This window comes from Burkholderia multivorans ATCC BAA-247 (assembly GCF_000959525.1).
In the GTDB taxonomy this organism is placed as follows: domain Bacteria; phylum Pseudomonadota; class Gammaproteobacteria; order Burkholderiales; family Burkholderiaceae; genus Burkholderia; species Burkholderia multivorans.
Map to the genome: position 1 here is coordinate 2,053,767 of NZ_CP009832.1, position 20,129 is coordinate 2,073,895.

Annotated in this window: 19 protein-coding genes and 1 pseudogene; 12 read left to right on the forward strand and 8 right to left on the reverse strand. The window is 67.2% G+C overall.

Annotation, left to right across the window (positions count from 1 at the left end; all coding sequences use genetic code 11):
• Positions 1-152: 152 nt before the first annotated feature.
• Positions 153-638, reverse strand: a complete 486-nt coding sequence (locus NP80_RS21905) for an Rrf2 family transcriptional regulator (protein WP_006402323.1) — start codon at positions 636-638, stop codon at positions 153-155.
• Positions 639-878: 240 nt separating this feature from the next.
• Between NP80_RS21905 and NP80_RS21910 the strand changes: the two genes are divergently transcribed.
• Positions 879-1,433: a group III truncated hemoglobin gene (locus NP80_RS21910; protein ID WP_035488248.1), complete on the forward strand. Its 555-nt coding sequence runs from the start codon at positions 879-881 to the stop codon at positions 1,431-1,433.
• Between the two features lie 124 nt (positions 1,434-1,557).
• On the opposite strand, the gene moaE is transcribed toward NP80_RS21910, so the two are convergent.
• From moaE to NP80_RS21940, 6 genes are all read right to left on the reverse strand, one after another.
• A complete protein-coding gene (gene moaE / locus NP80_RS21915) occupies positions 1,558-2,034 on the reverse strand; it encodes a molybdopterin synthase catalytic subunit MoaE (RefSeq protein WP_006407806.1) in 477 nt (158 codons plus the stop codon).
• Between the two features lie 50 nt (positions 2,035-2,084).
• The gene (gene moaD, locus NP80_RS21920; protein ID WP_006408894.1) at positions 2,085-2,342 is read right to left on the reverse strand and encodes a molybdopterin converting factor subunit 1; all 258 of its coding nucleotides are present in this window, start codon (positions 2,340-2,342) and stop codon (positions 2,085-2,087) included.
• Positions 2,343-2,359: 17 nt separating this feature from the next.
• Positions 2,360-3,607, reverse strand: a complete 1,248-nt coding sequence (locus tag NP80_RS21925; protein ID WP_035945802.1) for a molybdopterin molybdotransferase MoeA — start codon at positions 3,605-3,607, stop codon at positions 2,360-2,362.
• 239 nt (positions 3,608-3,846) lie between these two features.
• Entirely contained in the window at positions 3,847-5,298 is a 1,452-nt protein-coding gene (gene thrC / locus NP80_RS21930; protein ID WP_006408891.1) for a threonine synthase, read from the reverse strand.
• Positions 5,299-5,308: 10 nt separating this feature from the next.
• Entirely contained in the window at positions 5,309-6,637 is a 1,329-nt protein-coding gene (locus NP80_RS21935) for a homoserine dehydrogenase (RefSeq protein ID WP_006407802.1), read from the reverse strand.
• Between the two features lie 52 nt (positions 6,638-6,689).
• On the reverse strand, positions 6,690-7,928 hold the full coding sequence (locus tag NP80_RS21940) for a pyridoxal phosphate-dependent aminotransferase (protein WP_006402314.1): 1,239 nt from the start codon (positions 7,926-7,928) through the stop codon (positions 6,690-6,692).
• 314 nt (positions 7,929-8,242) lie between these two features.
• Here NP80_RS21940 and NP80_RS21945 point away from each other — a divergent pair, with 314 nt between their 5' ends.
• The 9 genes from NP80_RS21945 to NP80_RS21985 all read left to right on the forward strand — a co-directional run bounded on the left by NP80_RS21945 (position 8,243) and on the right by NP80_RS21985 (position 16,554).
• A complete protein-coding gene (locus tag NP80_RS21945) occupies positions 8,243-8,617 on the forward strand; it encodes an Mth938-like domain-containing protein (protein ID WP_006402313.1) in 375 nt (124 codons plus the stop codon).
• A gap of 108 nt (positions 8,618-8,725) precedes the next feature.
• Positions 8,726-10,402 carry a glycosyltransferase family 39 protein gene (locus NP80_RS21950; RefSeq protein ID WP_006408896.1) on the forward strand — a complete coding sequence of 559 codons (1,677 nt, stop codon included), beginning with the start codon at positions 8,726-8,728 and terminating at the stop codon, positions 10,400-10,402.
• Positions 10,403-10,415: 13 nt separating this feature from the next.
• On the forward strand, positions 10,416-10,787 hold the full coding sequence (locus NP80_RS21955; protein ID WP_006407798.1) for an EamA family transporter: 372 nt from the start codon (positions 10,416-10,418) through the stop codon (positions 10,785-10,787).
• A gap of 124 nt (positions 10,788-10,911) precedes the next feature.
• Positions 10,912-12,063 carry a DegT/DnrJ/EryC1/StrS family aminotransferase gene (locus tag NP80_RS21960; protein WP_006407797.1) on the forward strand — a complete coding sequence of 384 codons (1,152 nt, stop codon included), beginning with the start codon at positions 10,912-10,914 and terminating at the stop codon, positions 12,061-12,063.
• Between the two features lie 6 nt (positions 12,064-12,069).
• The gene (locus NP80_RS21965; protein WP_006402309.1) at positions 12,070-13,095 is read left to right on the forward strand and encodes a glycosyltransferase; all 1,026 of its coding nucleotides are present in this window, start codon (positions 12,070-12,072) and stop codon (positions 13,093-13,095) included.
• Positions 13,092-14,039 (forward strand): formyltransferase, encoded by a 948-nt coding sequence (locus tag NP80_RS21970; protein WP_006407796.1) that lies wholly within the window; start codon positions 13,092-13,094, stop codon positions 14,037-14,039. The genes NP80_RS21965 and NP80_RS21970 overlap by 4 nt, the downstream gene beginning before the upstream one ends.
• Complete coding sequence (locus tag NP80_RS21975) at positions 14,036-15,091, forward strand: bifunctional UDP-4-keto-pentose/UDP-xylose synthase (protein ID WP_006402307.1); 1,056 nt, start codon at positions 14,036-14,038, stop codon at positions 15,089-15,091. The genes NP80_RS21970 and NP80_RS21975 overlap by 4 nt, the downstream gene beginning before the upstream one ends.
• A 12-nt stretch (positions 15,092-15,103) precedes the next feature.
• Positions 15,104-16,000, forward strand: a complete 897-nt coding sequence (locus NP80_RS21980) for a polysaccharide deacetylase family protein (protein ID WP_006408893.1) — start codon at positions 15,104-15,106, stop codon at positions 15,998-16,000.
• Positions 16,001-16,092: 92 nt separating this feature from the next.
• Positions 16,093-16,554, forward strand: coding sequence for a peroxiredoxin (locus NP80_RS21985; RefSeq protein WP_006407794.1), 462 nt, complete (start codon positions 16,093-16,095; stop codon positions 16,552-16,554).
• Positions 16,555-16,734: 180 nt separating this feature from the next.
• On the opposite strand, the pseudogene NP80_RS31950 reads toward NP80_RS21985, so the two are convergent.
• A pseudogene (locus NP80_RS31950) lies at positions 16,735-16,922 on the reverse strand (hypothetical protein).
• On the opposite strand from NP80_RS31950, the gene NP80_RS21990 reads away from it, so the two are divergent.
• Both NP80_RS21990 and NP80_RS21995 read left to right on the forward strand, forming a co-directional pair.
• On the forward strand, positions 16,872-18,671 hold the full coding sequence (locus NP80_RS21990) for a PhoH family protein (protein WP_006407793.1): 1,800 nt from the start codon (positions 16,872-16,874) through the stop codon (positions 18,669-18,671). The pseudogene NP80_RS31950 and the gene NP80_RS21990 sit on opposite strands and share 51 nt — an antisense overlap.
• A gap of 239 nt (positions 18,672-18,910) precedes the next feature.
• Complete coding sequence (locus NP80_RS21995; RefSeq protein ID WP_045594150.1) at positions 18,911-20,020, forward strand: C40 family peptidase; 1,110 nt, start codon at positions 18,911-18,913, stop codon at positions 20,018-20,020.
• Positions 20,021-20,129 lie beyond the last annotated feature (109 nt).

Below are 20,129 nucleotides of genomic sequence, written 5' to 3' on the forward strand. Positions count from 1 at the left end.
GTGAGGATGGTTATGCGGCTTTCAAGCGGAACTCGGGTCGATACAGCGCAAAAAAGTGTCGGCGGCGGCAGGCATGCGCATGCGCGGACTCGGGCCGCGAGCGCGGCGCGCTGCACGGCCGTGTCGGCCGGCGTGCCGAGCGCGGCCCCGGGCTACTCGGTCGAGCCTGCTGCGTGCGGCGCGCGCGCGACCGCGATCGGCCGGATGCCGAGCAGCGACACGAGCGCCGGAGCGGGCTCGGCCAGCTCGGCGAGCGTATGGCGCTCGAGCTCGGCGAAAAAGGCGTCGCGGGCGGCAGCCAGCACACCCTTCAGCCGACACTGCGGCTCGATCACGCAGCCGCGCGTATCGTCGCCGGCTACGAAGCAGCCGACCAGCGCGAAGTCGGTCTCGGTCGCGCGCACGACTTCGCCGACCGTCAGCTTCAGCGACGCGGGAAAGAGCCGCAGCCCGCCGTTGCGGCCGCGGACCGTGTCGACCCAGCCGAGTTCGCCGAGCCGCTGCACGACTTTCATCAGATGATTCTTCGAGATGCCGTAGGCATCCGATATTTCCTGAATCGTCGCCAGCCCCTCGCCGCGGACGGCCAGGTAAAGCATCACGCGCAGCGAATAGTCGGTGTAGTCGGTCAGTCTCATGAGCCAATAGGATGATTGAAGATCGTGCCCCGATTACGCGGGCAGGACGGAAGGCGGCATGCGTCGGACCGGTTCTCCGCGCCGCTTGCGCTCGCCCGGTTGCCGGGATCGCGCGCAAGCAATAAGATGCCTGATGTTTGCACGTTTTTCATGGGTGAATGGACGCTATTTTGCGGCAAAATCGTGCCCGCGTCCCGTGCGCCGTCTTGCGCATCGCCCGGATTTCCGCCCCAGGTTCACATGACTGCCCCATCCGCCTTGCCCGATTCGGCACCCGCGCGCCTGCGCGACGCCGAGCCGACCGAAGACAATATCCGCGACCTCGTCTATGCGTTCTACGATCGTGTGCGCGCCGACCCGCTGCTCGGGCCGGTGTTCGACGCGAAGCTCGCGGGACGCTGGGACGAGCATCTGCCGAAGATGGTCAGCTTCTGGTCGAGCCTCGTGCTCGGCACGAAGCGCTATCGCGGCAACGTGCAGCAGGCGCATCAGCCGCTCGAAGGCATCGAGCCCGCGCACTTCAGCCGCTGGCTGTCGCTGTTTCTGAACACCGTCGACACGCGCTATGCGCCCGCGGCGGCGATCCGCTTCATGGAGCCCGCGCTGCGGATCGCGCAGAGCCTGCAATTGAGTCGATTCGGCTGGGATTACCGGATTCCGCCCGAGCAGCAGGCGCTGCTCGACGCGATCGCACCGCGCCGGCCCGATGCCGGCGACGATCCGCATGCGTTGCCGTCGCGCGCGCGCGGCGAGCCGTTTCCGGCCAAGATCATCGGGCGCGGCGCCGACGACTAACGGCCGTGCGGGCCGATGCCGCCCCGCCGCGTTGGCCATCCGCGCCGCCCTCGTCGGCTTTCGGTGCAGCACCGCCCGCGCAAGGCCGGCCCGGCATCGCGCAGCCGCGGCCGCACAACTGCACTCAGCGCGCCGCGTTGCGCGACTCGATCCCCCAGCGCGCCAGCGCCGCATCGTCGGTGCTGCGCGCGTCGACCCAGCGCTCGCCGTCCGGCGTCGTCTCCTTCTTCCAGAACGGCGCATCGGTCTTCAGGTAATCCATCACGAATTCGCATGACGCGAACGCGTCGCCGCGATGGGCCGCGACCGTCGCCACCATCACGATCTGGTCGAGCGGATACAGCTTGCCGACCCGGTGGACGATCGCCACGTCGATGCCCGGCCAGCGCCGGCCGGCCTCCGCCGCGATCTTCTCGAGCGCCCTCTCCGTCATGCCCGGATAGTGCTCGAGCTCCAGCGCCGCCACCGCGTCGCCTTCGTTCAGGTCGCGCACGGTGCCGACGAAGCACGCGACTGCGCCGATCTTCGGATTGCGCGCGCGCAGCGCCGCCACCTCGGCGTTCAGATCGAAATCGTCGGTCTGCACTCGTACGGTCGCCATCATTCGCTCCCTGCCGGCGCGCCGCCGGCCACCTGTACCGAACGCATCGCTCAGCCGCCCGTGACGGGCGGAAAGAACGCGACTTCGCAGCCGTCGGTGATGCGCGTGCCGGCGTCGGTCATCTCGTGATTGCAGGCCATGCGCAACGCGCGCCCTTCGGCGAGCGTCTCAGCCCAGGCGCCGCCGCGCATGCGCAGCCACGCGCGCACGTCGCCGACCGTCGCGATGCCATCCGGCACGTCGACCTGTTCGTCGGCGACGCCCAGCGCCTCGCGCACGCTCGCAAAGAATTTCAATTGAATCTTCATGTCGGGAAGCGGTCGCGTTACGACAGCAGTTCGGAAAACGGAATGAAGCGCACGGTCTCGCCCGCGCTGATCGCGTGCTGCGGCGGATTGTCGATCAGCCCGTCGCCCCAGACGGTCGAGGTCAGCACCGCAGAGCTCTGGTTCGGGAACAGATCGAGACCGCCCGCCGCGTTGACGCGCGCGCGCAGGAATTCGTTGCGCCGGTCGCCCTTGCTCTGCGAGAAGTCCGCGCGCAGCGACAGCGCGCGCGGCGCGACGTCGCGCACGCCGGACAGACGCAGCAGGAACGGCCGCACGAACAGCAGGAACGTGACGAAGCTCGACACCGGGTTGCCGGGCAGCCCGATGAAATGCGCGTCGGGCAGATCGTCGCCGCGCCGCACCGCGCCGAACGCGAGCGGCTTGCCGGGTTTCATCGCGATCTGCCACAGCGCGAGCCGCCCTTCCGCCTCGACGGCCGGTTTCACGTGATCCTCGTCGCCGACCGACACGCCGCCGCTCGTCAGGATCACGTCGTGATCGCGCGCGGCTGCGCGCAGCGTGTCGCGCGTCGCCGCGAGCGAGTCGGGCACGATCCCGTAGTCGGTCACCTGGCAGCCGAGCCGCTGCAGCAGGCCGCGCAGCGTGAAGCGGTTCGAGTTGTAGATCGCGCCCGGCTTCAGCGGCTCGCCGGGCATCGTCAGTTCGTCGCCGGTGAAAAACACCGCGACACGCACGGGCCGTGCGACCGACAGCGTGGCGCAGCCGACCGACGCGGCGAGGCCGAGCGCCTGCGGCGTGAGCCGCGTACCGGCCGGCAGGATCACCGCACCGCGGCGGATGTCGGCGCCCTGCGCGGTGATCCATTCGCCGGGCTTCGGCGTATGCAGGATCTCGACCGCGTCGCCGTCGGCCGCGGCCTGCTCCTGCATCACGACCGCGTCGGCGCCGGGCGGCACCGGCGCGCCGGTGAAGATCCGCGCGGCGGTGCCGGCGGCCAGCGGCGCAGCCGGATGGCCGGCCGGAATCCGCTGCGACACCGGCAGCCGCCGCTCGCCGTGCAGCAGATCGGCGACGCGCACCGCGTAGCCGTCCATCGCGCTCGTGTGCATCGGCGGCACGTCGAGCGGCGAGCTCACGTCCGCCGCGAGCACGCGTCCGAGCGCGTCGAGCGTCTCGACCGTTTCGGTTCCGGGCAGCGGCTTCGCGGCATCGAGCAGCGCGGCGAGCGCCTCGGCCGTCGACAGCATCGGCGCGCGCGGCGCCGCGGGGTTCGGATTCGACATCGTGAAATCGGGGGATTGAACGCAATACGTCATTGTAGCGACGCCGTCGCGCGCACGCGCGATATGGCCGGCATGCGGAAACTGTGATCGGCGCCGGCGCGCCGCACTGATGCTGCACTGAAGCGCCGGTGGCTATCGATCGAGCGGCGCCGCCAAACGAAACGGCCGGAACGCGATCCGTTGGACGAATCGGCGTTCCGGCCGTGCCGCGCTGCCCGGGCGTCGCGCCCGGCCGCCCGTCAGGCGCGCGTGTGCGCGGCGATGAAGTCCTTGACCTGCTGCGCGTCGGCCTTCACGACCTCGAAGCGCTGCGGCAGCGACTCGAGCCCGTCGAACGCCGCGGGCCGCTCGGGTTCGCGTTCGAGCGCCTCGCGGATCGTCTCGCCGAACTTGATCGGCTGCGCGGTCTCGAGCACGATCATCGGCACGCCGGCATCGAGATGCTCGCGCGCGACCTTCACGCCGTCGGCCGTATGCGTATCGATCGTCGTGCCGTAGCGCGAGAACACGTCGCGGATCGTCGCAATACGGTCGGCGTGGCTGCTGCGGCCCGACACGAAGCCGAACTCCGCGACGCGCGTGAAATCGCCGCTCGCCGCGAGATCGAAGCCGCCCTTCTCCTCGACGTCGCGGAACAGCTGCATCACGCGCGCCGGATCGCGGCCGAGCAGGTCGAACACGAAGCGCTCGAAATTCGACGCCTTCGAGATGTCCATGCTCGGGCTGCTCGTGTGATAGGTGTTCTCCGCGCTGCGCACGCGGTACGCGCCGGTGCGGAAGAACTCGTCGAGCACGTCGTTCTCGTTGGTCGCGACGACGAGCTTCGCGATCGGCAGCCCCATCATGCGCGCGATGTGGCCCGCGCAGACGTTGCCGAAGTTGCCCGACGGTACCGTGAACGACACGCGCTCGTCGTTCGAGCGCGTGGCCGCGAAATAGCCCTTGAAGTAGTAGACGACCTGCGCGACGACGCGTGCCCAGTTGATCGAGTTCACCGTGCCGATCTTGTGCTGCGCCTTGAACGCGTGATCGTTCGACACGGCCTTCACGATGTCCTGGCAGTCGTCGAACACGCCCTCGACCGCGAGGTTGAAGATATTCGGATCCTGCAGGCTGTACATCTGCGCCGTCTGGAACGCGCTCATCTTCTTGTGCGGCGACAGCATGAACACGCGCACGCCGGCCTTGCCGCGCATCGCGTATTCGGCCGCGCTGCCCGTGTCGCCGGACGTCGCGCCGAGGATGTTCAGCGTCTCGCCGTGCTTCGCGAGCGTGTACTCGAACAGATTGCCGAGCAGTTGCATCGCCATGTCCTTGAACGCGAGCGTCGGCCCGTTCGACAGCTCCAGCAGCGCGAGCGGCGCACCGTGCTCGGTGCCGAGCGTCTTCAGCGGCGTGATGTCGTGCGCGTTCTCGCCGTGGCGCGTGTGGCGGTAGACGTCGGCCGTATACGTGCGGCGCGCGATCGCACGCAGATCGTCGGCCGGCACGTCGTCGCAGAACTTCGACAGGATCTCGAACGCGAGATCCGCGTACGGCAGCGCGCGCCAGCGCGCGAGCTCGTCGGCCGACACCTGCGGATACTCGGCCGGCAGATAGAGCCCGCCGTCCTTCGCGAGACCGGCGAGCAGGATGTCGGAGAACGTGTGGCGCTCGCCGATGCCGGCGCCGCGCGTGGAGATGTAGTTCATTGCGTCGTCCTCAGTTCAGCGCTTCCATGCGCAGCTTCGTCACCTTCGACACGACCGTCGACAGGCTCTCGATACGCGCGATCGCCGCATTGACGTTCTTCTCGAGCGTCTCGTGCGTGATCAGGATGATGTCGGTTTCGCCGTTCGCGTCGTCGACCTGCTCGGATTCCTTCTGCAGCAGCGCGTCGATCGAGATGCCCGAATCGGCGAGGATGCGCGTGATGTCGGCGAGCACGCCGGTTTCGTCGGCAACGCGCAGACGCAGGTAGTAGCCGCTCGTCACTTCGTCGATCGGCAGGATCGGCGTGTTCGACAGGCTGTCCGGCTGGAACGCGAGATGCGGCACGCGATGCTCGGGATCGGCCGTATGCAGGCGCGTGACGTCGACCAGATCGGCGACGACCGCCGACGCGGTCGGCTCCGCGCCCGCACCCTTGCCGTAGTACAGCGTCGTACCGACTGCGTCGCCGTGCACGACGACCGCGTTCATCGCGCCCTCGACGTTCGCGAGCAGACGCTTCTCCGGAATCAGCGTCGGATGCACGCGCAACTCGATGCCGCGCTCGGTGCGGCGCGCGATGCCGAGCAGCTTGATCCGGTAGCCGAGCTCTTCCGCATAGCGGATGTCGGTCGCGTCGAGCTTGCTGATGCCTTCGACGTACGCGCGGTCGAACTGCACCGGCACGCCGAACGCGATCGCGCTCATGATCGTCGCCTTGTGCGCGGCGTCGACGCCTTCGATGTCGAAGGTCGGATCGGCTTCCGCGTAGCCGAGTTCCTGCGCGGCCTTCAGCGCGGTCGCGAAGTCGAGCCCGCGGTCGCGCATTTCCGACAGGATGTAGTTCGTCGTGCCGTTGATGATGCCGGCGATGTACTGGATGCGGTTGGCGGTCAGCCCTTCGCGCAGCGCCTTGATGATCGGGATGCCGCCCGCGACGGCCGCTTCGAACGCGACCATCACGCCCTTCTCGCGCGCGGCCTCGAAGATCTCGGTGCCGTGCACCGCGAGCAGCGCCTTGTTCGCCGTCACGACGTGCTTGCCGTTCGCGATCGCGCGCAGCACGAGCTCGCGCGCGATGCCGGTGCCGCCGATCATCTCGGCGACGATCGCGATCGACGGATCGTCGACGACCGCGTTGAAGTCGTCGGTGATCTGCGCGCCGCCGGCATCGCCGGCGAGCGCGGCCTGCGCCTTGGCCGGGTTGCGCACGGCGATGCGCGCAACCTCGATGCCGCGTCCTGCGCGTCGCTTGATTTCTTCCTGGTTGCGGCGCAGCACCGTGAAGGTGCCGCTGCCTACCGTGCCGAAGCCCAACAGGCCAACTTTGATCGGTTCCATGCTGCGTGTGGTCGATGAATGAAAAGTAATGAATGCCGTGCGATGGCGCCGCTCAGACCGAATGGCGCTTGCGATAGCCGTCGAGGAAGCGCGCGATCCGGTTGATCGAATCGGTCAGGTCGTCGAGGTTCGGCAGGAACACCACGCGGAAGTGATCCGGCGCGGGCCAGTTGAAGCCCGTCCCCTGCACGAGCAGCACGCGCTCCTCGAGCAGCAGGTCGAGAATGAACTGCTGGTCGTTCTGGATCGGATACAGCTTCGGATCGAGGCGCGGGAACATGTAGAGCGCGGCCTGCGGCTTCACGCAGGTGACGCCCGGGATCGACGTGAGCATGTCGTACGCGAGTTCGCGCTGCTTGTACAGGCGCCCGCTCGGCACGATCAGTTCGTTGATGCTCTGGTAGCCGCCGAGCGCCGTCTGGATCGCGAACTGGCCGGGCACGTTCGCGCAGAGCCGCATCGACGACAGGATGCCGAGCCCTTCGAGATAGTCCTTCGCGCGCCGGCGGTTGTCGCCGCCGAGGCCCGACACGGCCATCCAGCCCGCGCGGTAGCCGCACGACCGGTAGCTCTTCGACAGGCTGTTGAACGTGACCGTGATCACGTCCTCGGAGAGCGCGCCCATCGCCGTGTGCTCGAGACCGTCGTAGACGATCTTGTCGTACACCTCGTCGGCGAACACGATCAGCCCGTGCTGGCGCGCGATCGCGAGCAGCTCGAGCAGCAATTCGTCGGAATAGAGCGCGCCCGTCGGGTTGTTCGGGTTGATCACGACGATCGCCTTCGTGTTCGGCGTGATCTTGCGGCGGATGTCGTCGAGATCGGGCATCCAGGCGTTCTGCTCGTCGCAGATATAGTGCACGGGCGTGCCGCCCGACAGGCTCACCGCGGCCGTCCAGAGCGGATAGTCGGGCGCGGGCAGCAGCACTTCGTCGCCGTCGTTCAGCAGCGCCTGGGTCGCCATCACGATCAGCTCGGACGCGCCGTTGCCGATGTAGATGTCGTCGAGACCGACGCCGACGACGCCCTTTTCCTGCGTGTAGTGCATCACCGCCTTGCGCGCGGAGAACACGCCCTTCGAGTCCGAATAGCCGGACGACGTGGGCAGGTTGCGGATCATGTCCTGGATGATCTCGTCCGGCGCGTCGAACCCGAACGGCGCAAGGTTGCCGATGTTCAGCTTGATGATGCGGTGGCCTTCTTCCTCGAGGCGCTTCGCGTGCTCGAGCACCGGGCCACGGATGTCGTAGCAGACGTTGAGCAGCTTGTTCGACTTCTGAATCGGTTTCACGACGACACGGTTCCTGGGTTGGCCTCGCGGCCGGGGGGACGGGATCAAAACTGGAGAGCGGCCGGTCTGTGCGCGCTGTCTAGGCTGGGAAAAAGCGGCGGTCCGGACGCGGCTTGTGGCGGCGCACGACGCAAGTGGCGCCCGCAGGCGACCAAAAAGTTATAATTTAGCGGATTTTGGCCGACTTTCGCAATGCACCAAAGCCGCGCCGGGCCCGCGCCGTCAGGCGTCCCGCGCGCGTCGGGCGCGAAACCGGCTGCCCGGGCCCGCGCGGCCCGACCCCATTCCCACTACGGAAACCGCGGAATACCGATTTGAAACTGCACCAGGACGCGAGCGGCGCGCTCAACACCGTCACGGGCTACGGCCCCGATTATGTCGACGTCAACCTCGAACGCCACGAAACGAGCGTCATCGTGCTGCCCGGCGCACCGGTCCGCGCCTGGCCGGTGTCGTCGTTCGACGCGCTCACGCCCGAGCATTTCGCGATGCTGCTCGACCCGGCGCCCGAGGTCGTGATCTTCGGCAGCGGCGCCCGGCTGCGCTTTCCGCACCCGCGGCTCGTCGCCGCACTCGCCGCACAGCGCATCGGCGTCGAGACGATGGACTTCCAGGCCGCGTGCCGCACCTACAACATCCTGATGGCCGAAGGCCGCAAAGTCGCGGCCGCGCTCTTAATTGAACGTTAAGCGCCGATGCGGTAAAACTCCGGCCGGTACGCCGGCCACCCCGGCAAGCCGCCTGCCGCGGCGCCACCCGCCGGCGGCCCATCACAACAACCAACAGGCTGAAACTCCATGAACGATACGCCGTCGAGGCTACCGCTCAATCGCATCGTGCTCGTCCTACTGCTCGTCGTATTCGCGGTGATCTGGTTCACGCCGCTCGGCATGCGCCATCTGATCCCGAGCGACGAGGGCCGCTACGCCGAAATGGCGCGCGAGATGTTCGTGACCGGCGACTGGATCACGCCGCGCTACAACGGCTACAAGTACTTCGAGAAGCCGCCGCTGCAGACCTGGCTCAACGCGCTGACGTTCGCGTGGTTCGGTATCGGCGAATGGCAGGCACGCCTCTACACGGCGCTCGCGAGCTTCGCGGGCGTGCTGCTCGTCGGCTTCACCGGCGCGCGCCTGTTCAACCCGCTGTCCGGCTTCCTCGCCGCCGTCGTGCTCGCATGCTCGCCGTACTGGAACCTGATGGGGCACTTCAACGCGCTCGACATGGGGCTCGCGTTCTGGATGGCGCTGTCGCTCTGCGCGCTGCTGCTCGCGCAGCGGCCCGGGCTGCGCCCCGCCGCCGTGCGCGGCTGGATGTGGGTGTGCTGGGCCGCGATGGCGTTCGCGGTGCTGTCGAAGGGGCTGGTCGGCGTAATCCTGCCCGGCGCGGTGCTCGTGCTCTATACGCTGATCGCACGCGACTGGGCGCTGTGGAAGCGCCTCTATCTGGTGAGCGGCCTCGTGATCTTCTTCGCGATCGCGACGCCGTGGTTCGTGCTCGTCCAGCAGCGCAACCCGGAATTCTTCAATTTCTTCTTCATCGTCCAGCAGTTCCGCCGCTACCTGACACCGGAGCAGAACCGGCCGGGCCCGTTCTACTATTTCGTGCCGGTGCTGCTGGTCGGCTTCCTGCCGTGGCTGTCGGTTGCGTGGCAGAGCGTGCGCCACGCGCTGCGCATGCCGCGCCAGCCGAACGGCTTCTCGCCGATGCTCGTGCTGCTGATCTGGAGCGCATTCATCTTCCTGTTCTTCAGCGCGTCGCATTCGAAGCTGATCTCGTACGTGCTGCCGGTCGCGCCGGCGCTCGCGCTGATCATCGGCGCCTATCTGCCGCTGCTCGGCGCCGACCGGTTCCGGCGCCACCTGCTCGGCTATCTCGTGTTCTTCGTCGCCGCCGCGTTCGGAATCATCTTCCTCGCATACCAGGGCGACGCGCGCACGCCGAACGCGCTGTATCGCGCGTTCCAGATCTGGCTCTACGTCGGCCTCGCGATCGCCGCCGTGCTGACGCTCGTCGCCGCATGGCTGAACCGCCGCGCCGGCGTGACGGCCGCGCTCGCGGCGTTCGGCGCCGCGTGGCTGATCTTCGGCACGATCGGCGGCACGGGCCACGACGAGTTCGGCCGCTATAGCTCCGGGGCGCTGCTCGCGCCCGCCGTGCGCGCCGAGCTCGCGAAGCTGCCGCCCGACACGCCGTTCTACTCAATCGAGATGCTCGACCACACGTTCCCGTTCTACGTCGGTCACACGACGATCATGGTGCATCGCCAGGACGAGCTGGCGTTCGGCATCTCGGTCGAGCCGAACAAATGGGTTCCGACCGTCGACGAGTGGATCGCGCGCTGGAAGCAGGACACGCACGCGCTCGCGATCATGCCGCCCGGCGAATACGACGCGCTCGTCAAGCAGCAGGTGCCGATGCGCGTGATCGCGCGCGACAACCGCCGCGTGATCGTCGAGAAACCGCAATCGTAAGGACGCCCGCCGCATGAACCCGATTTCGTTCGTCTGCATCATCACCGGCGTGCTGCTCAACGCGTGCGCGCAACTTCTGCTGAAGGCCGGCGTCAACGCCGTTGGACACTTCGAATTCAGCCGTGCGAACATCATCCCGGTCGGTCTGAAGATCGCGACGCAGCTGCCGATCATCGGCGGCCTCGGCTGCTACGTGCTGAGCGTCGTCGTCTGGATCGTCGGGCTGTCGCGCGTCGACGTGTCGATCGCGTATCCGATGCTGTCGCTCGGCTACGTCGTCAACGCGTTCGCGGCCTGGTATCTGTTCGGCGAGGTGCTGTCCGTCCAGCGGCTCGTCGGCATCGGCATCATCCTGGTCGGCGTGCTCGTGCTCGCGCGCAGCTGAGCGCGGCGGCGTTAAGCGCCCGCCTACAAAAAATCACGCTACGAATCCGCCAACCGGTGTTTAATGCCGGTTTCGGACGGATCGCCCGACCCTTTTATTACACGCCATTACAGGCTATGCGTTCATGAGCCAGACTACCGCTCCGTTTCTGCCGTTCACCCGCCCCGAGATCGACGAGGAAACCATTCAGGGCGTCGTCGAGGTGCTGCGCTCGGGCTGGATCACCACGGGCCCGCAGTGCCAGAAGTTCGAGGCCGCGCTCTCCGAGTACTGCGGCGGCCGCCCGGTGCGCGCGTTCAACTCCGGCACCTGCACGCTCGAGATCGGCCTGCGCATCGCGGGCGTCGGCCCCGGTGACGAAGTGATCACGACGCCCGCGTCGTGGGTGTCGACGAGCAACGTGATCCTCGAGACCGGCGCGACGCCCGTCTTCGCCGACATCGACCCCGTCACGCGCAACATCGATCTCGACAAGCTCGAACAGGCGATCACGCCGCGCACGAAGGCGCTCATCCCCGTCTATCTGGCCGGCCTGCCGGTCGACATGGACCGGCTGTACGCGATCGCGCGCGCACACGGGCTGCGCGTCGTCGAGGATGCCGCGCAGGCGCTCGGCTCGACGTGGAACGGCAAGCGCATCGGCGCGATCGGCGACATCGTGTCGTTCAGCTTCCACGCGAACAAGAACCTGACGACGATCGAAGGCGGCGCGCTCGTGCTGAACGACGAGGCCGAGGCGACGCTCGCGCAGAAATACCGGCTGCAGGGCATCACGCGCAGCGGCTTCGACGGCATGGACTGCGACGTGCTCGGCGGCAAGTACAACCTGACCGACGTCGCCGCGCGCGTCGGCCTCGGCCAGCTGCCGCACCTCGAGCGCTTCACCGCGCAGCGCCGCGCGCTCGCGCGCGCCTACTTCGCGGCATTCGACGGCGGCGCGGCGGTGCGGCTCGGCGTCGGGCTGCCGGTCGCCGATTTCACGAACAGCAACTGGCACATGTTCCAGATCACGCTGCCGCTCGACCGGCTGTCGATCTCGCGCGCCGACTTCATGGCGCAGATGAAGGAACGCGGCATCGCCACGGGCGTCCATTACCCGGCGATCCATCTGTTCACGCTGTACCGCGCACGCGGTTTCCGCGAAGGCATGTTCCCGCATGCGGAGCGCTACGGCGCATCGACCGTCACGCTGCCGCTGTTTACGCAGATGACGGAAGACGACGTGCGCCGCGTCGTCGATGCCACCAACCAGATTTGCGAACAATACGGAAAGTAAGCGTACATGAATCACCTTGAAGCACGCGCCGGCCATCCGGGCGCGACGAGTCCGGAAGTGTCGGTCGTGATCCCCGTGTATAACGAGGAAGACGGCCTCGCCGCGCTGTTCGCGCGGCTCTATCCGGCGCTCGACGCGCTCGGCACGTCATACGAAGTGATCCTGGTCAACGACGGCAGCCGCGACCGCTCGGCCGCGATGCTCGCCGACCAGTTCCACGTGCGTCCCGACACGACGCGCGTCGTGCTGCTCAACGGCAACTACGGCCAGCACATGGCGATCCTTGCCGGCTTCGCGCAGTCGCGCGGCGAGATCGTCGTCACGCTCGACGCCGATCTGCAGAATCCGCCCGAAGAAATCGGCAAGCTGATCGCGAAGATGCGCGAGGGCTACGACTACGTCGGCTCGATCCGCAAGCAGCGTCAGGACAGCCTCTGGCGCCGCAAGGCCTCGCAGATGATGAACCGTCTGCGCGAACGCATCACGCGGATCAAGATGACCGACCAGGGCTGCATGCTGCGCGCGTACAGCCGCCGCATCATCGACACGATCAACGTCTGCGGCGAAGTCAACACGTTCATCCCGGCGCTCGCATATACGTTCGCGCAGAACCCGACCGAAATCGAAGTCGCGCACGAGGAACGCTTCGCGGGCCAGTCGAAGTATTCGCTGTACAGCCTGATCCGCCTGAATTTCGATCTCGTGACCGGCTTCTCGGTCGTGCCGCTGCAATGGCTGTCGTTCATCGGCGTGATCCTGTCGCTCGGCTCCGCGGCGCTGTTCGTGCTGCTGCTCGTGCGGCGCTTCATCGTCGGCGCGGAAGTGCAAGGCGTGTTCACGCTGTTCGCGATCACGTTCTTCCTGCTCGGCGTGATCATCTTCGCGCTCGGGCTGCTCGGCGAATACGTCGGCCGCATCTATCAGCAAGTGCGGGCGCGGCCGCGCTACCTGATCCAGGCCGTGCTCGAGCAGCACGACGGCGTGCCGGCCGTGCCGGCCGGCGCGAAGGCGCGCACGGAGGCGAGCTCATGAAGCCGCGCGCGGTCGTTTTCGCGTATCACAACGTCGGCGTGCGCTGCCTGCAGGTCCTGCTCGCGCGCGGTGTCGACGTCGCGCTCGTCGTCACGCACGAAGACAATCCGAACGAGAACATCTGGTTCGGCAGCGTCGCGTCGGTCGCGGCCGAGCACGGCATTCCGGTCGTCACGCCGTCCGACCCCGCCGATCCGGCGCTGCGCCGCGCGGTATCGGACGCGCAGCCCGATTTCATCTTCTCGTTCTACTACCGGCACATGCTGCCGACCGACCTGCTCGCGATCGCGCCGCGCGGCGCGTACAACATGCACGGCTCGCTGCTGCCGAAGTACCGGGGTCGCGTACCGACGAACTGGGCCGTGCTGAACGGCGAAACGGAAACGGGCGCGACGCTGCACGAAATGGCCGCGAAGCCCGACGCCGGCGCGATCGTCGGCCAGACCGCGGTGCCGATCCTGCCCGACGACACGGCCGCGCAGGTGTTCGACAAGGTCACGGTGGCGGCAGAGCAGACGCTCTGGCGCGTGCTGCCCGCGCTGCTGGCCGGCGAGGCGCCGCATCTGCCGAACGATCTGGCCGCCGGCAGCTACTACGGCGGGCGCAAGCCCGAGGACGGCCGCATCGACTGGACGCAGCCGGCCGCACAGGTCTACAACCTCGTGCGCGCGGTCGCGCCGCCGTATCCGGGCGCGTTCACCGAGCTCGCCGGCACGCGCTTTATCGTCGCGCGCGCGCGCCCGGCGGCGCCCGGCAGCGCAGCCGCCGCGGCTGCGGCGAATTTGCCGCCCGGCCTGCACGTAAGCGATAATGCGCTATTCGGCGTCTGCGGCGACAGCCGCGCGCTATCCATTCTCGAACTGCGGCAACAGCGCGACGGCCGCGAAACCGTCGTGACGCCCGCGGAATTCGCGCAGTTCATTCATTCTTCCCGTCATTCATGAAAGCAAAAAAAGTCCTGATCCTGGGTGTGAACGGCTTCATCGGTCACCACCTGTCGAAGCGCATTCTTGAAACCACCGATTGGGAAGTGTTCGGCATGGACATGCAGACCGATCGGCTCGGCGATCTCGTCAAGCACGAGCGGATGCATTTCTTCGAAGGCGACATCACGATCAACAAGGAGTGGGTCGAGTATCACGTGAAGAAGTGCGACGTGATCCTGCCGCTCGTCGCGATCGCGACGCCCGCGACCTACGTCCAGCAGCCGCTGCGCGTGTTCGAACTCGACTTCGAGGCGAACCTGCCGATCGTGCGTTCGGCCGTCAAGTACGGCAAGCACCTCGTGTTCCCGTCGACGTCGGAAGTCTACGGGATGTGCTCGGACGAGCAGTTCGACCCGGACGCGTCCGCCCTCACCTACGGCCCGATCAACAAGCCGCGCTGGATCTACGCCTGCTCGAAGCAGCTGATGGACCGCGTGATCTGGGGCTACGGGATGGAAGGCCTGAACTTCACGCTGTTCCGTCCGTTCAACTGGATCGGCCCGGGCCTCGACTCGATCTACACGCCGAAGGAAGGCAGCTCGCGCGTCGTCACGCAGTTCCTCGGCCACATCGTGCGCGGCGAAAACATCAGCCTCGTCGACGGCGGCTCGCAGAAGCGCGCGTTCACCGACATCGACGACGGCATCAGCGCGCTGATGAAGATCATCGAGAATCCGAACGGCATCGCCTCGGGCAAGATCTACAACATCGGGAATCCGAACAACAACTTCTCGGTGCGCGAACTCGCGAACAAGATGCTCGAGCTGGCCGCCGAATTCCCCGAGTATGCGGATTCCGCGAAGCAGGTGCGACTCGTCGAGACCACGTCGGGCGCGTACTACGGCAACGGCTACCAGGACGTGCAGAACCGCGTGCCGAAGATCGACAACACGATGCAGGAGCTCGGCTGGGCGCCGCAATCGACATTCGACGACGCGCTGCGCAAGATCTTCGAAGCGTATCGCGGCCATGTCGCCGACGCGCGCGCACTCGTCGAGCAACAAGGCTGACGGGACGCTCGCTTGGCTCGCATCGTTCTCAAGATCGACGTCGACACGCTGCGCGGCACGCGCGAAGGCGTGCCGAATCTCGCGCGCATCTTCGACCGCTTCAACGCGCGCGCGACCTTCCTGTTCAGCCTCGGCCCCGATCACACGGGCTGGGCGCTGCGCCGCGTGTTTCGGCCCGGCTTCCTGAAGAAGGTGTCGCGCACGTCGGTGGTCGAGCACTACGGCGTGAAGCAGCTGATGTACGGCGTGCTGCTGCCCGGCCCCGACATCGGCCGCCGCGCGATCGCCGACATGCGCGCGATCCACGAGGCCGGCTTCGAATGCGGCATCCATACGTGGGACCACGTGTACTGGCAGGACAACGTCCGCATGCGCGACCGCGACTGGACGGTACGCGAGATGCAGAAGAGTCACGCGCGCTTCGCCGAGATCTTCGGCGCGCCGCCCGTCACGCACGGCGCGGCCGGCTGGCAGATGAACGATGCGGCGTTCGAGCAGATCGACGCATGGGGCATGCGTTATGCGTCCGACGGGCGCGGCCACTCGCCGTATCTGCCGGTCGTCCGCGGCCGCACGCTGTCGCACGTGCAGATGCCGACCACGCTGCCGACGCTCGATGAAGTGCTCGGCGTCGACGGCGTCGACACGCACAACGTCGCGGCGCACATTCTGCAGTTCACCGAAACCAATCCGCACGACCAGGTGTTCACGCTGCACGCGGAGCTCGAAGGCCAGAAGCTCGCGCCCGTGTTCGAACAGCTGCTCGCCGGCTGGCGTGCGCAGGGCCATACGTTTGCGACGATGGGCGACTACCACGCGACGCTGGACCGCGACTCGCTGCCATCGTACCCTGTCACGTGGGGCGAAATCCCCGGCCGCTCCGGCGAACTGATCGTCCAGCCCGACTGAGTTCGCGCGCGAGCCCGCGCTGCGTGCGGTGCGCGGCGCGCTCCGAATCGCGCCGCCGCGGCGGCGCCTTTCCATAACAACAGGAGAAACACGTGTCCGTCGAAGTAGACCGTCAAGTTCCCGATTTCACCGCGCCGGCCACGGGCGGCGATATTTCGCTGTCCGACCTGCGGGGCAAGAAGCTCGTGCTGTATTTCTATCCGAAGGACAATACGCCGGGCTGCACGACCGAAGGGTTGCAGTTTCGCGATCTCTATCCGAAGTTCAAGAAGGCCGGCGCGGAAATCGTCGGCGTGTCGCGCGACAGCCTGCGCTCGCACGACAATTTCAAGGCGAAGCTCGAACTGCCGTTCCCGCTGATTTCCGATGCCGACGAAGCGCTGTGCACGCTGTTCGATGTCATCAAGATGAAGAAAATGTATGGCAAGGAAGTGCGCGGCATCGAGCGCTCGACGTTCCTGATCGACGCCGACGGCGTGCTTCGTCAGGCATGGCGCGGCATCAAGGTACCCGGTCACGTGGACGACGTGCTAAGTGCTGTACAAGCGCTTTGAGGCGCGTTATATTGGGCCGCAATGAATGCCAGTTCGCCCCATATTTCTCGTAGCTGCGCCGGTGCTTTCCGGCATCTGACGCGCATCACGACGGTATCAGCCGAGCCGCATGTCCCTGTCCACGGGGCAGCGGCTTTTTTTATGGACTGCGCGCCGGCACTCGGTCCGGCCCCTACCCCGTCAAGGAGTTGATCGACACTTAGGCGAACCGGCTAGACGAAATTCCTGTGCGCCACCGCGCGCAAACTGCATGCGTCATCACGCAGGATGCGATCAGCGGCGCACGTCATGCGACACGATTCCTCCCGAGGGACACCATGCCTTTGCCTACTGCCCCCAGCAAGCTCGGCAGCCTGCTGCCGCCCGATGAATACAAGGCGAAAGCGCGGCCCGCGAAAGCCGCGAAGAAAACCGCCGAAGGGGACGCATCCACATCCGCAGACTACGGCGCGGCCAGCGTGGCCCAGCCGATGACCGAAGCCGCGAACACCGCCGCGCCGCTGCGAGCCGTCGCGTCGGCGCAGGAAGCCGCGAGCGCGACCGCGCGCACGCGCAAGACGCGCCAGACCGCCGCGCTGCTGCAGCCGATGCCGGCCGCCGCGGAACCGGCGGCACCGGTCGTCGCACGCGACGAGCGGCCCGCCGCCGCCAAACCTGCTGCCGCACCGGCGCGCGACACGGGCGCGACGACCAAGGCGCGCGGGCGCAAGACCGCCGAAGCCGAACTGCAGAAGCTGTTCGTCCTCGACACGAACGTGCTGATGCACGATCCGAGCAGCCTGTTCCGGTTCGAGGAACACGACGTCTATCTGCCGATGATGACGCTCGAGGAACTCGACAACCACAAGAAAGGAATGTCCGAAGTCGCGCGCAACGCGCGTCAGGTGAGCCGCACGCTCGATGCGCTCGTCGCCGACGCCGGGCCGATCTCGGCCGGCATTCCGCTGTCGCGCCTCGGCAATCGCGATGCGCTTGGCCGCCTGTACTTCCAGACCAAGCTCGCCGATATCGCGCCCGTCGAAGGGCTGCCGGAAGGCAAGGCCGACAACCAGATCCTCGGCGTCGTGCGCGCGCTGCAGCGCGACCGGCCCGATCGTCAGGTCGTGCTGGTGTCGAAAGACATCAACATGCGGATCAAGGCGCATGCGCTCGGCCTGCCCGCGGAAGACTACTTCAACGACCAGGTGCTCGAGGACAAGGATCTCCTCTACACCGGCGTACGCGAACTGCCGCAGGACTTCTGGACCCGCCATGCGAAAGGCATGGAGAGCTGGCAGGACACGAAGACGGGCACCACGTACTACCGCGTGACGGGCCCGCTCGTCGCGTCGATGCTCGTCAACGAGTTCGTCTATCTCGAGCCGCAGAACGGCGAGCCGACGTTCCATGCGATCGTGCGCGAGCTGAACGGCAAGACGGCGCTGCTGCAGACGCTGCGCGACTACAGCCACCACAAGAACAACGTGTGGGGCATCACGGCGCGCAACCGCGAGCAGAACTTCGCGCTGAACCTGCTGATGAACCCCGACATCGACTTCGTCACGCTGCTCGGCCAGGCCGGCACCGGCAAGACGCTCGTCGCGCTCGCGGCCGGCCTCGCGCAGGTGCTCGACGACAAGCGCTACAACGAGATCATCGTCACGCGCGCGACCGTGCCGGTCGGCGAGGACATCGGCTTTCTGCCGGGCACCGAGGAAGAGAAGATGCAACCGTGGATGGGCGCCTTCGACGACAACCTCGAAGTGCTGCAGAAGACCGACGACGCAGCCGGCGAATGGGGTCGCGCCGCGACGCAGGAGCTGATCCGCTCGCGCCTGAAGGTCAAGAGCATGAACTTCATGCGCGGCCGCACGTTCGTCGACAAGTATCTGATCATCGACGAAGCGCAGAACCTGACGCCGAAACAGATGAAGACGCTCGTCACGCGCGCGGGCCCCGGCACGAAGATCGTGTGCCTCGGCAACATCGCGCAGATCGACACGCCTTATCTGACCGAAGGCAGCTCGGGCCTCACCTACGTCGTCGATCGCTTCAAGGGCTGGGGCCACAGCGGCCACGTGACGCTCGCGCGCGGCGAACGCTCACGCCTCGCCGACTACGCGTCCGACATCCTCTGACGCACGGCGCCGGCCGCTCGGCCGGTTTCCGACGCCTGACGGCGCTCCGCTTCCGGAGCGCCGTTTTGTTTCGAGGGTCGGATTCGTCGATAACGCGCCGTTACGAAAACGAGGACGATTTACGTGCGAAACTTCAAGTAAATTCTCAGGAATGGTTGCGCAAGCCCCGTCGGAGCGTCTACCATCGGGCCTATCCGTTGTCATACGAATCAGGGCGCGCCGCGCCCGTTGCGTCTTTCATGCTTCGAATCTGGGTTCCCGTCGCCGTCGTTTCGCTGCTTGCGGCCTGCTCCGGCGTGCCGCCGCAGACGGCATCGCGCTCGTCCGGCATGACGATCAAGACGCCGCGCGCGTTCCCGCCGCCCGCCAACTTCCCGAAATTCGTCGATCACAGCGTCGGCCAGGAAGAAATCTCGATCCAGGCGATGAGCCTCGTCGGCGTACCGTATCGCTGGGGCGGCAACACGCCCGCGAGCGGCTTCGACTGCAGCGGGCTCGTGCGCTACGTGATGGACCGCGCGGCCGACGTGAACCTGCCGCGCACGACGGCCGACATGAGCAGCCGCGGCGTGTCGATCGAACCCGACCAGATCGCGCCCGGCGACCTGATCTTCTTCAACACGACCGGCCGCCCGCATTCGCATGTCGGCATCTATGTCGGCAAGCTGCGCTTCGTGAATGCGCCGTCGACGGGCGGCACCGTGCGGCTCGATTACCTGACCAATCCGTATTGGGCGAAGCGCTTCGACGGCATTCGCCGCGTCGCGCCCCCGCGCGCGAAGCCGACGCCGTTCGATGCGCCGACGTACGAAGCGCGGCGCGACGAGTCGCGCACGCCGGCGGCCGCTGTATCGGCGCCGACGCCGGCCGCCCCCGCACCCGTCGTGACGGCTGCGGCATCGCAGCCGCCGGCTTATGCGGCGACGCAAGCACCACGCGTATCGGCAGCACCGTCCGCGGCCGTCGCCGCGGCAGCCGCGCCCGTCTCGACGGTATCGACTGTATCGACTGCGGCGGCCGCGTCTGCGGATCCGTACGAGCCGCCGCCGGCCCGCTTGTCCGCGGCCCGGCAACAGGCGGCGTCCGCAGGCAGCGATGCGATCGCCGCGACGTCGAACCCGATGCCGGCCGGCACACCGGAAGTCGGCACGCCGATTCCGACGACGGCGCTGACCGCCGCAGAAGCCGCCGCATTCGATGCCGAACCGCCGGCCGCCGCCGCGCCGTCGCGCAACAGCGAGCCGGCCGCGGTTCAGGTGCTGCGCGCGTCGACGCAGTCCGCGCCGGTCGGCGCCCGCACCGGCACGGCCGACGACCCGATCGCCCGCTTCGCGAACGGCAGCTACTGACGCCCTCGGGCCAGCACGCTGGGTTCACGTACGTCGAGGGATCCCCACACCATCGTGGCGCGCTGTCCGCATTGAGCGGCTTAAGCCGCCATCGTTTCACCTGCTTCCC

Coding starts and splice junctions, on each gene's coding strand:
- NP80_RS21925 (WP_035945802.1), bottom strand. CDS start 3,607: ATGTCGAATCCGAACCCCGCGGCGCCGCGCGCGCCGATGCTGTCGACG.
- NP80_RS21960 (WP_006407797.1), top strand. CDS start 10,912: ATGAGCCAGACTACCGCTCCGTTTCTGCCGTTCACCCGCCCCGAGATC.
- NP80_RS21990 (WP_006407793.1), top strand. CDS start 16,872: ATGCCTTTGCCTACTGCCCCCAGCAAGCTCGGCAGCCTGCTGCCGCCC.
- NP80_RS21965 (WP_006402309.1), top strand. CDS start 12,070: ATGAATCACCTTGAAGCACGCGCCGGCCATCCGGGCGCGACGAGTCCG.
- NP80_RS21995 (WP_045594150.1), top strand. CDS start 18,911: ATGCTTCGAATCTGGGTTCCCGTCGCCGTCGTTTCGCTGCTTGCGGCC.
- thrC (WP_006408891.1), bottom strand. CDS start 5,298: ATGAACTACATCTCCACGCGCGGCGCCGGCATCGGCGAGCGCCACACG.
- NP80_RS21955 (WP_006407798.1), top strand. CDS start 10,416: ATGAACCCGATTTCGTTCGTCTGCATCATCACCGGCGTGCTGCTCAAC.
- NP80_RS21935 (WP_006407802.1), bottom strand. CDS start 6,637: ATGGAACCGATCAAAGTTGGCCTGTTGGGCTTCGGCACGGTAGGCAGC.
- NP80_RS21910 (WP_035488248.1), top strand. CDS start 879: ATGACTGCCCCATCCGCCTTGCCCGATTCGGCACCCGCGCGCCTGCGC.
- moaD (WP_006408894.1), bottom strand. CDS start 2,342: ATGAAGATTCAATTGAAATTCTTTGCGAGCGTGCGCGAGGCGCTGGGC.
- NP80_RS21970 (WP_006407796.1), top strand. CDS start 13,092: ATGAAGCCGCGCGCGGTCGTTTTCGCGTATCACAACGTCGGCGTGCGC.
- NP80_RS21975 (WP_006402307.1), top strand. CDS start 14,036: ATGAAAGCAAAAAAAGTCCTGATCCTGGGTGTGAACGGCTTCATCGGT.
- NP80_RS21905 (WP_006402323.1), bottom strand. CDS start 638: ATGAGACTGACCGACTACACCGACTATTCGCTGCGCGTGATGCTTTAC.
- moaE (WP_006407806.1), bottom strand. CDS start 2,034: ATGGCGACCGTACGAGTGCAGACCGACGATTTCGATCTGAACGCCGAG.
- NP80_RS21950 (WP_006408896.1), top strand. CDS start 8,726: ATGAACGATACGCCGTCGAGGCTACCGCTCAATCGCATCGTGCTCGTC.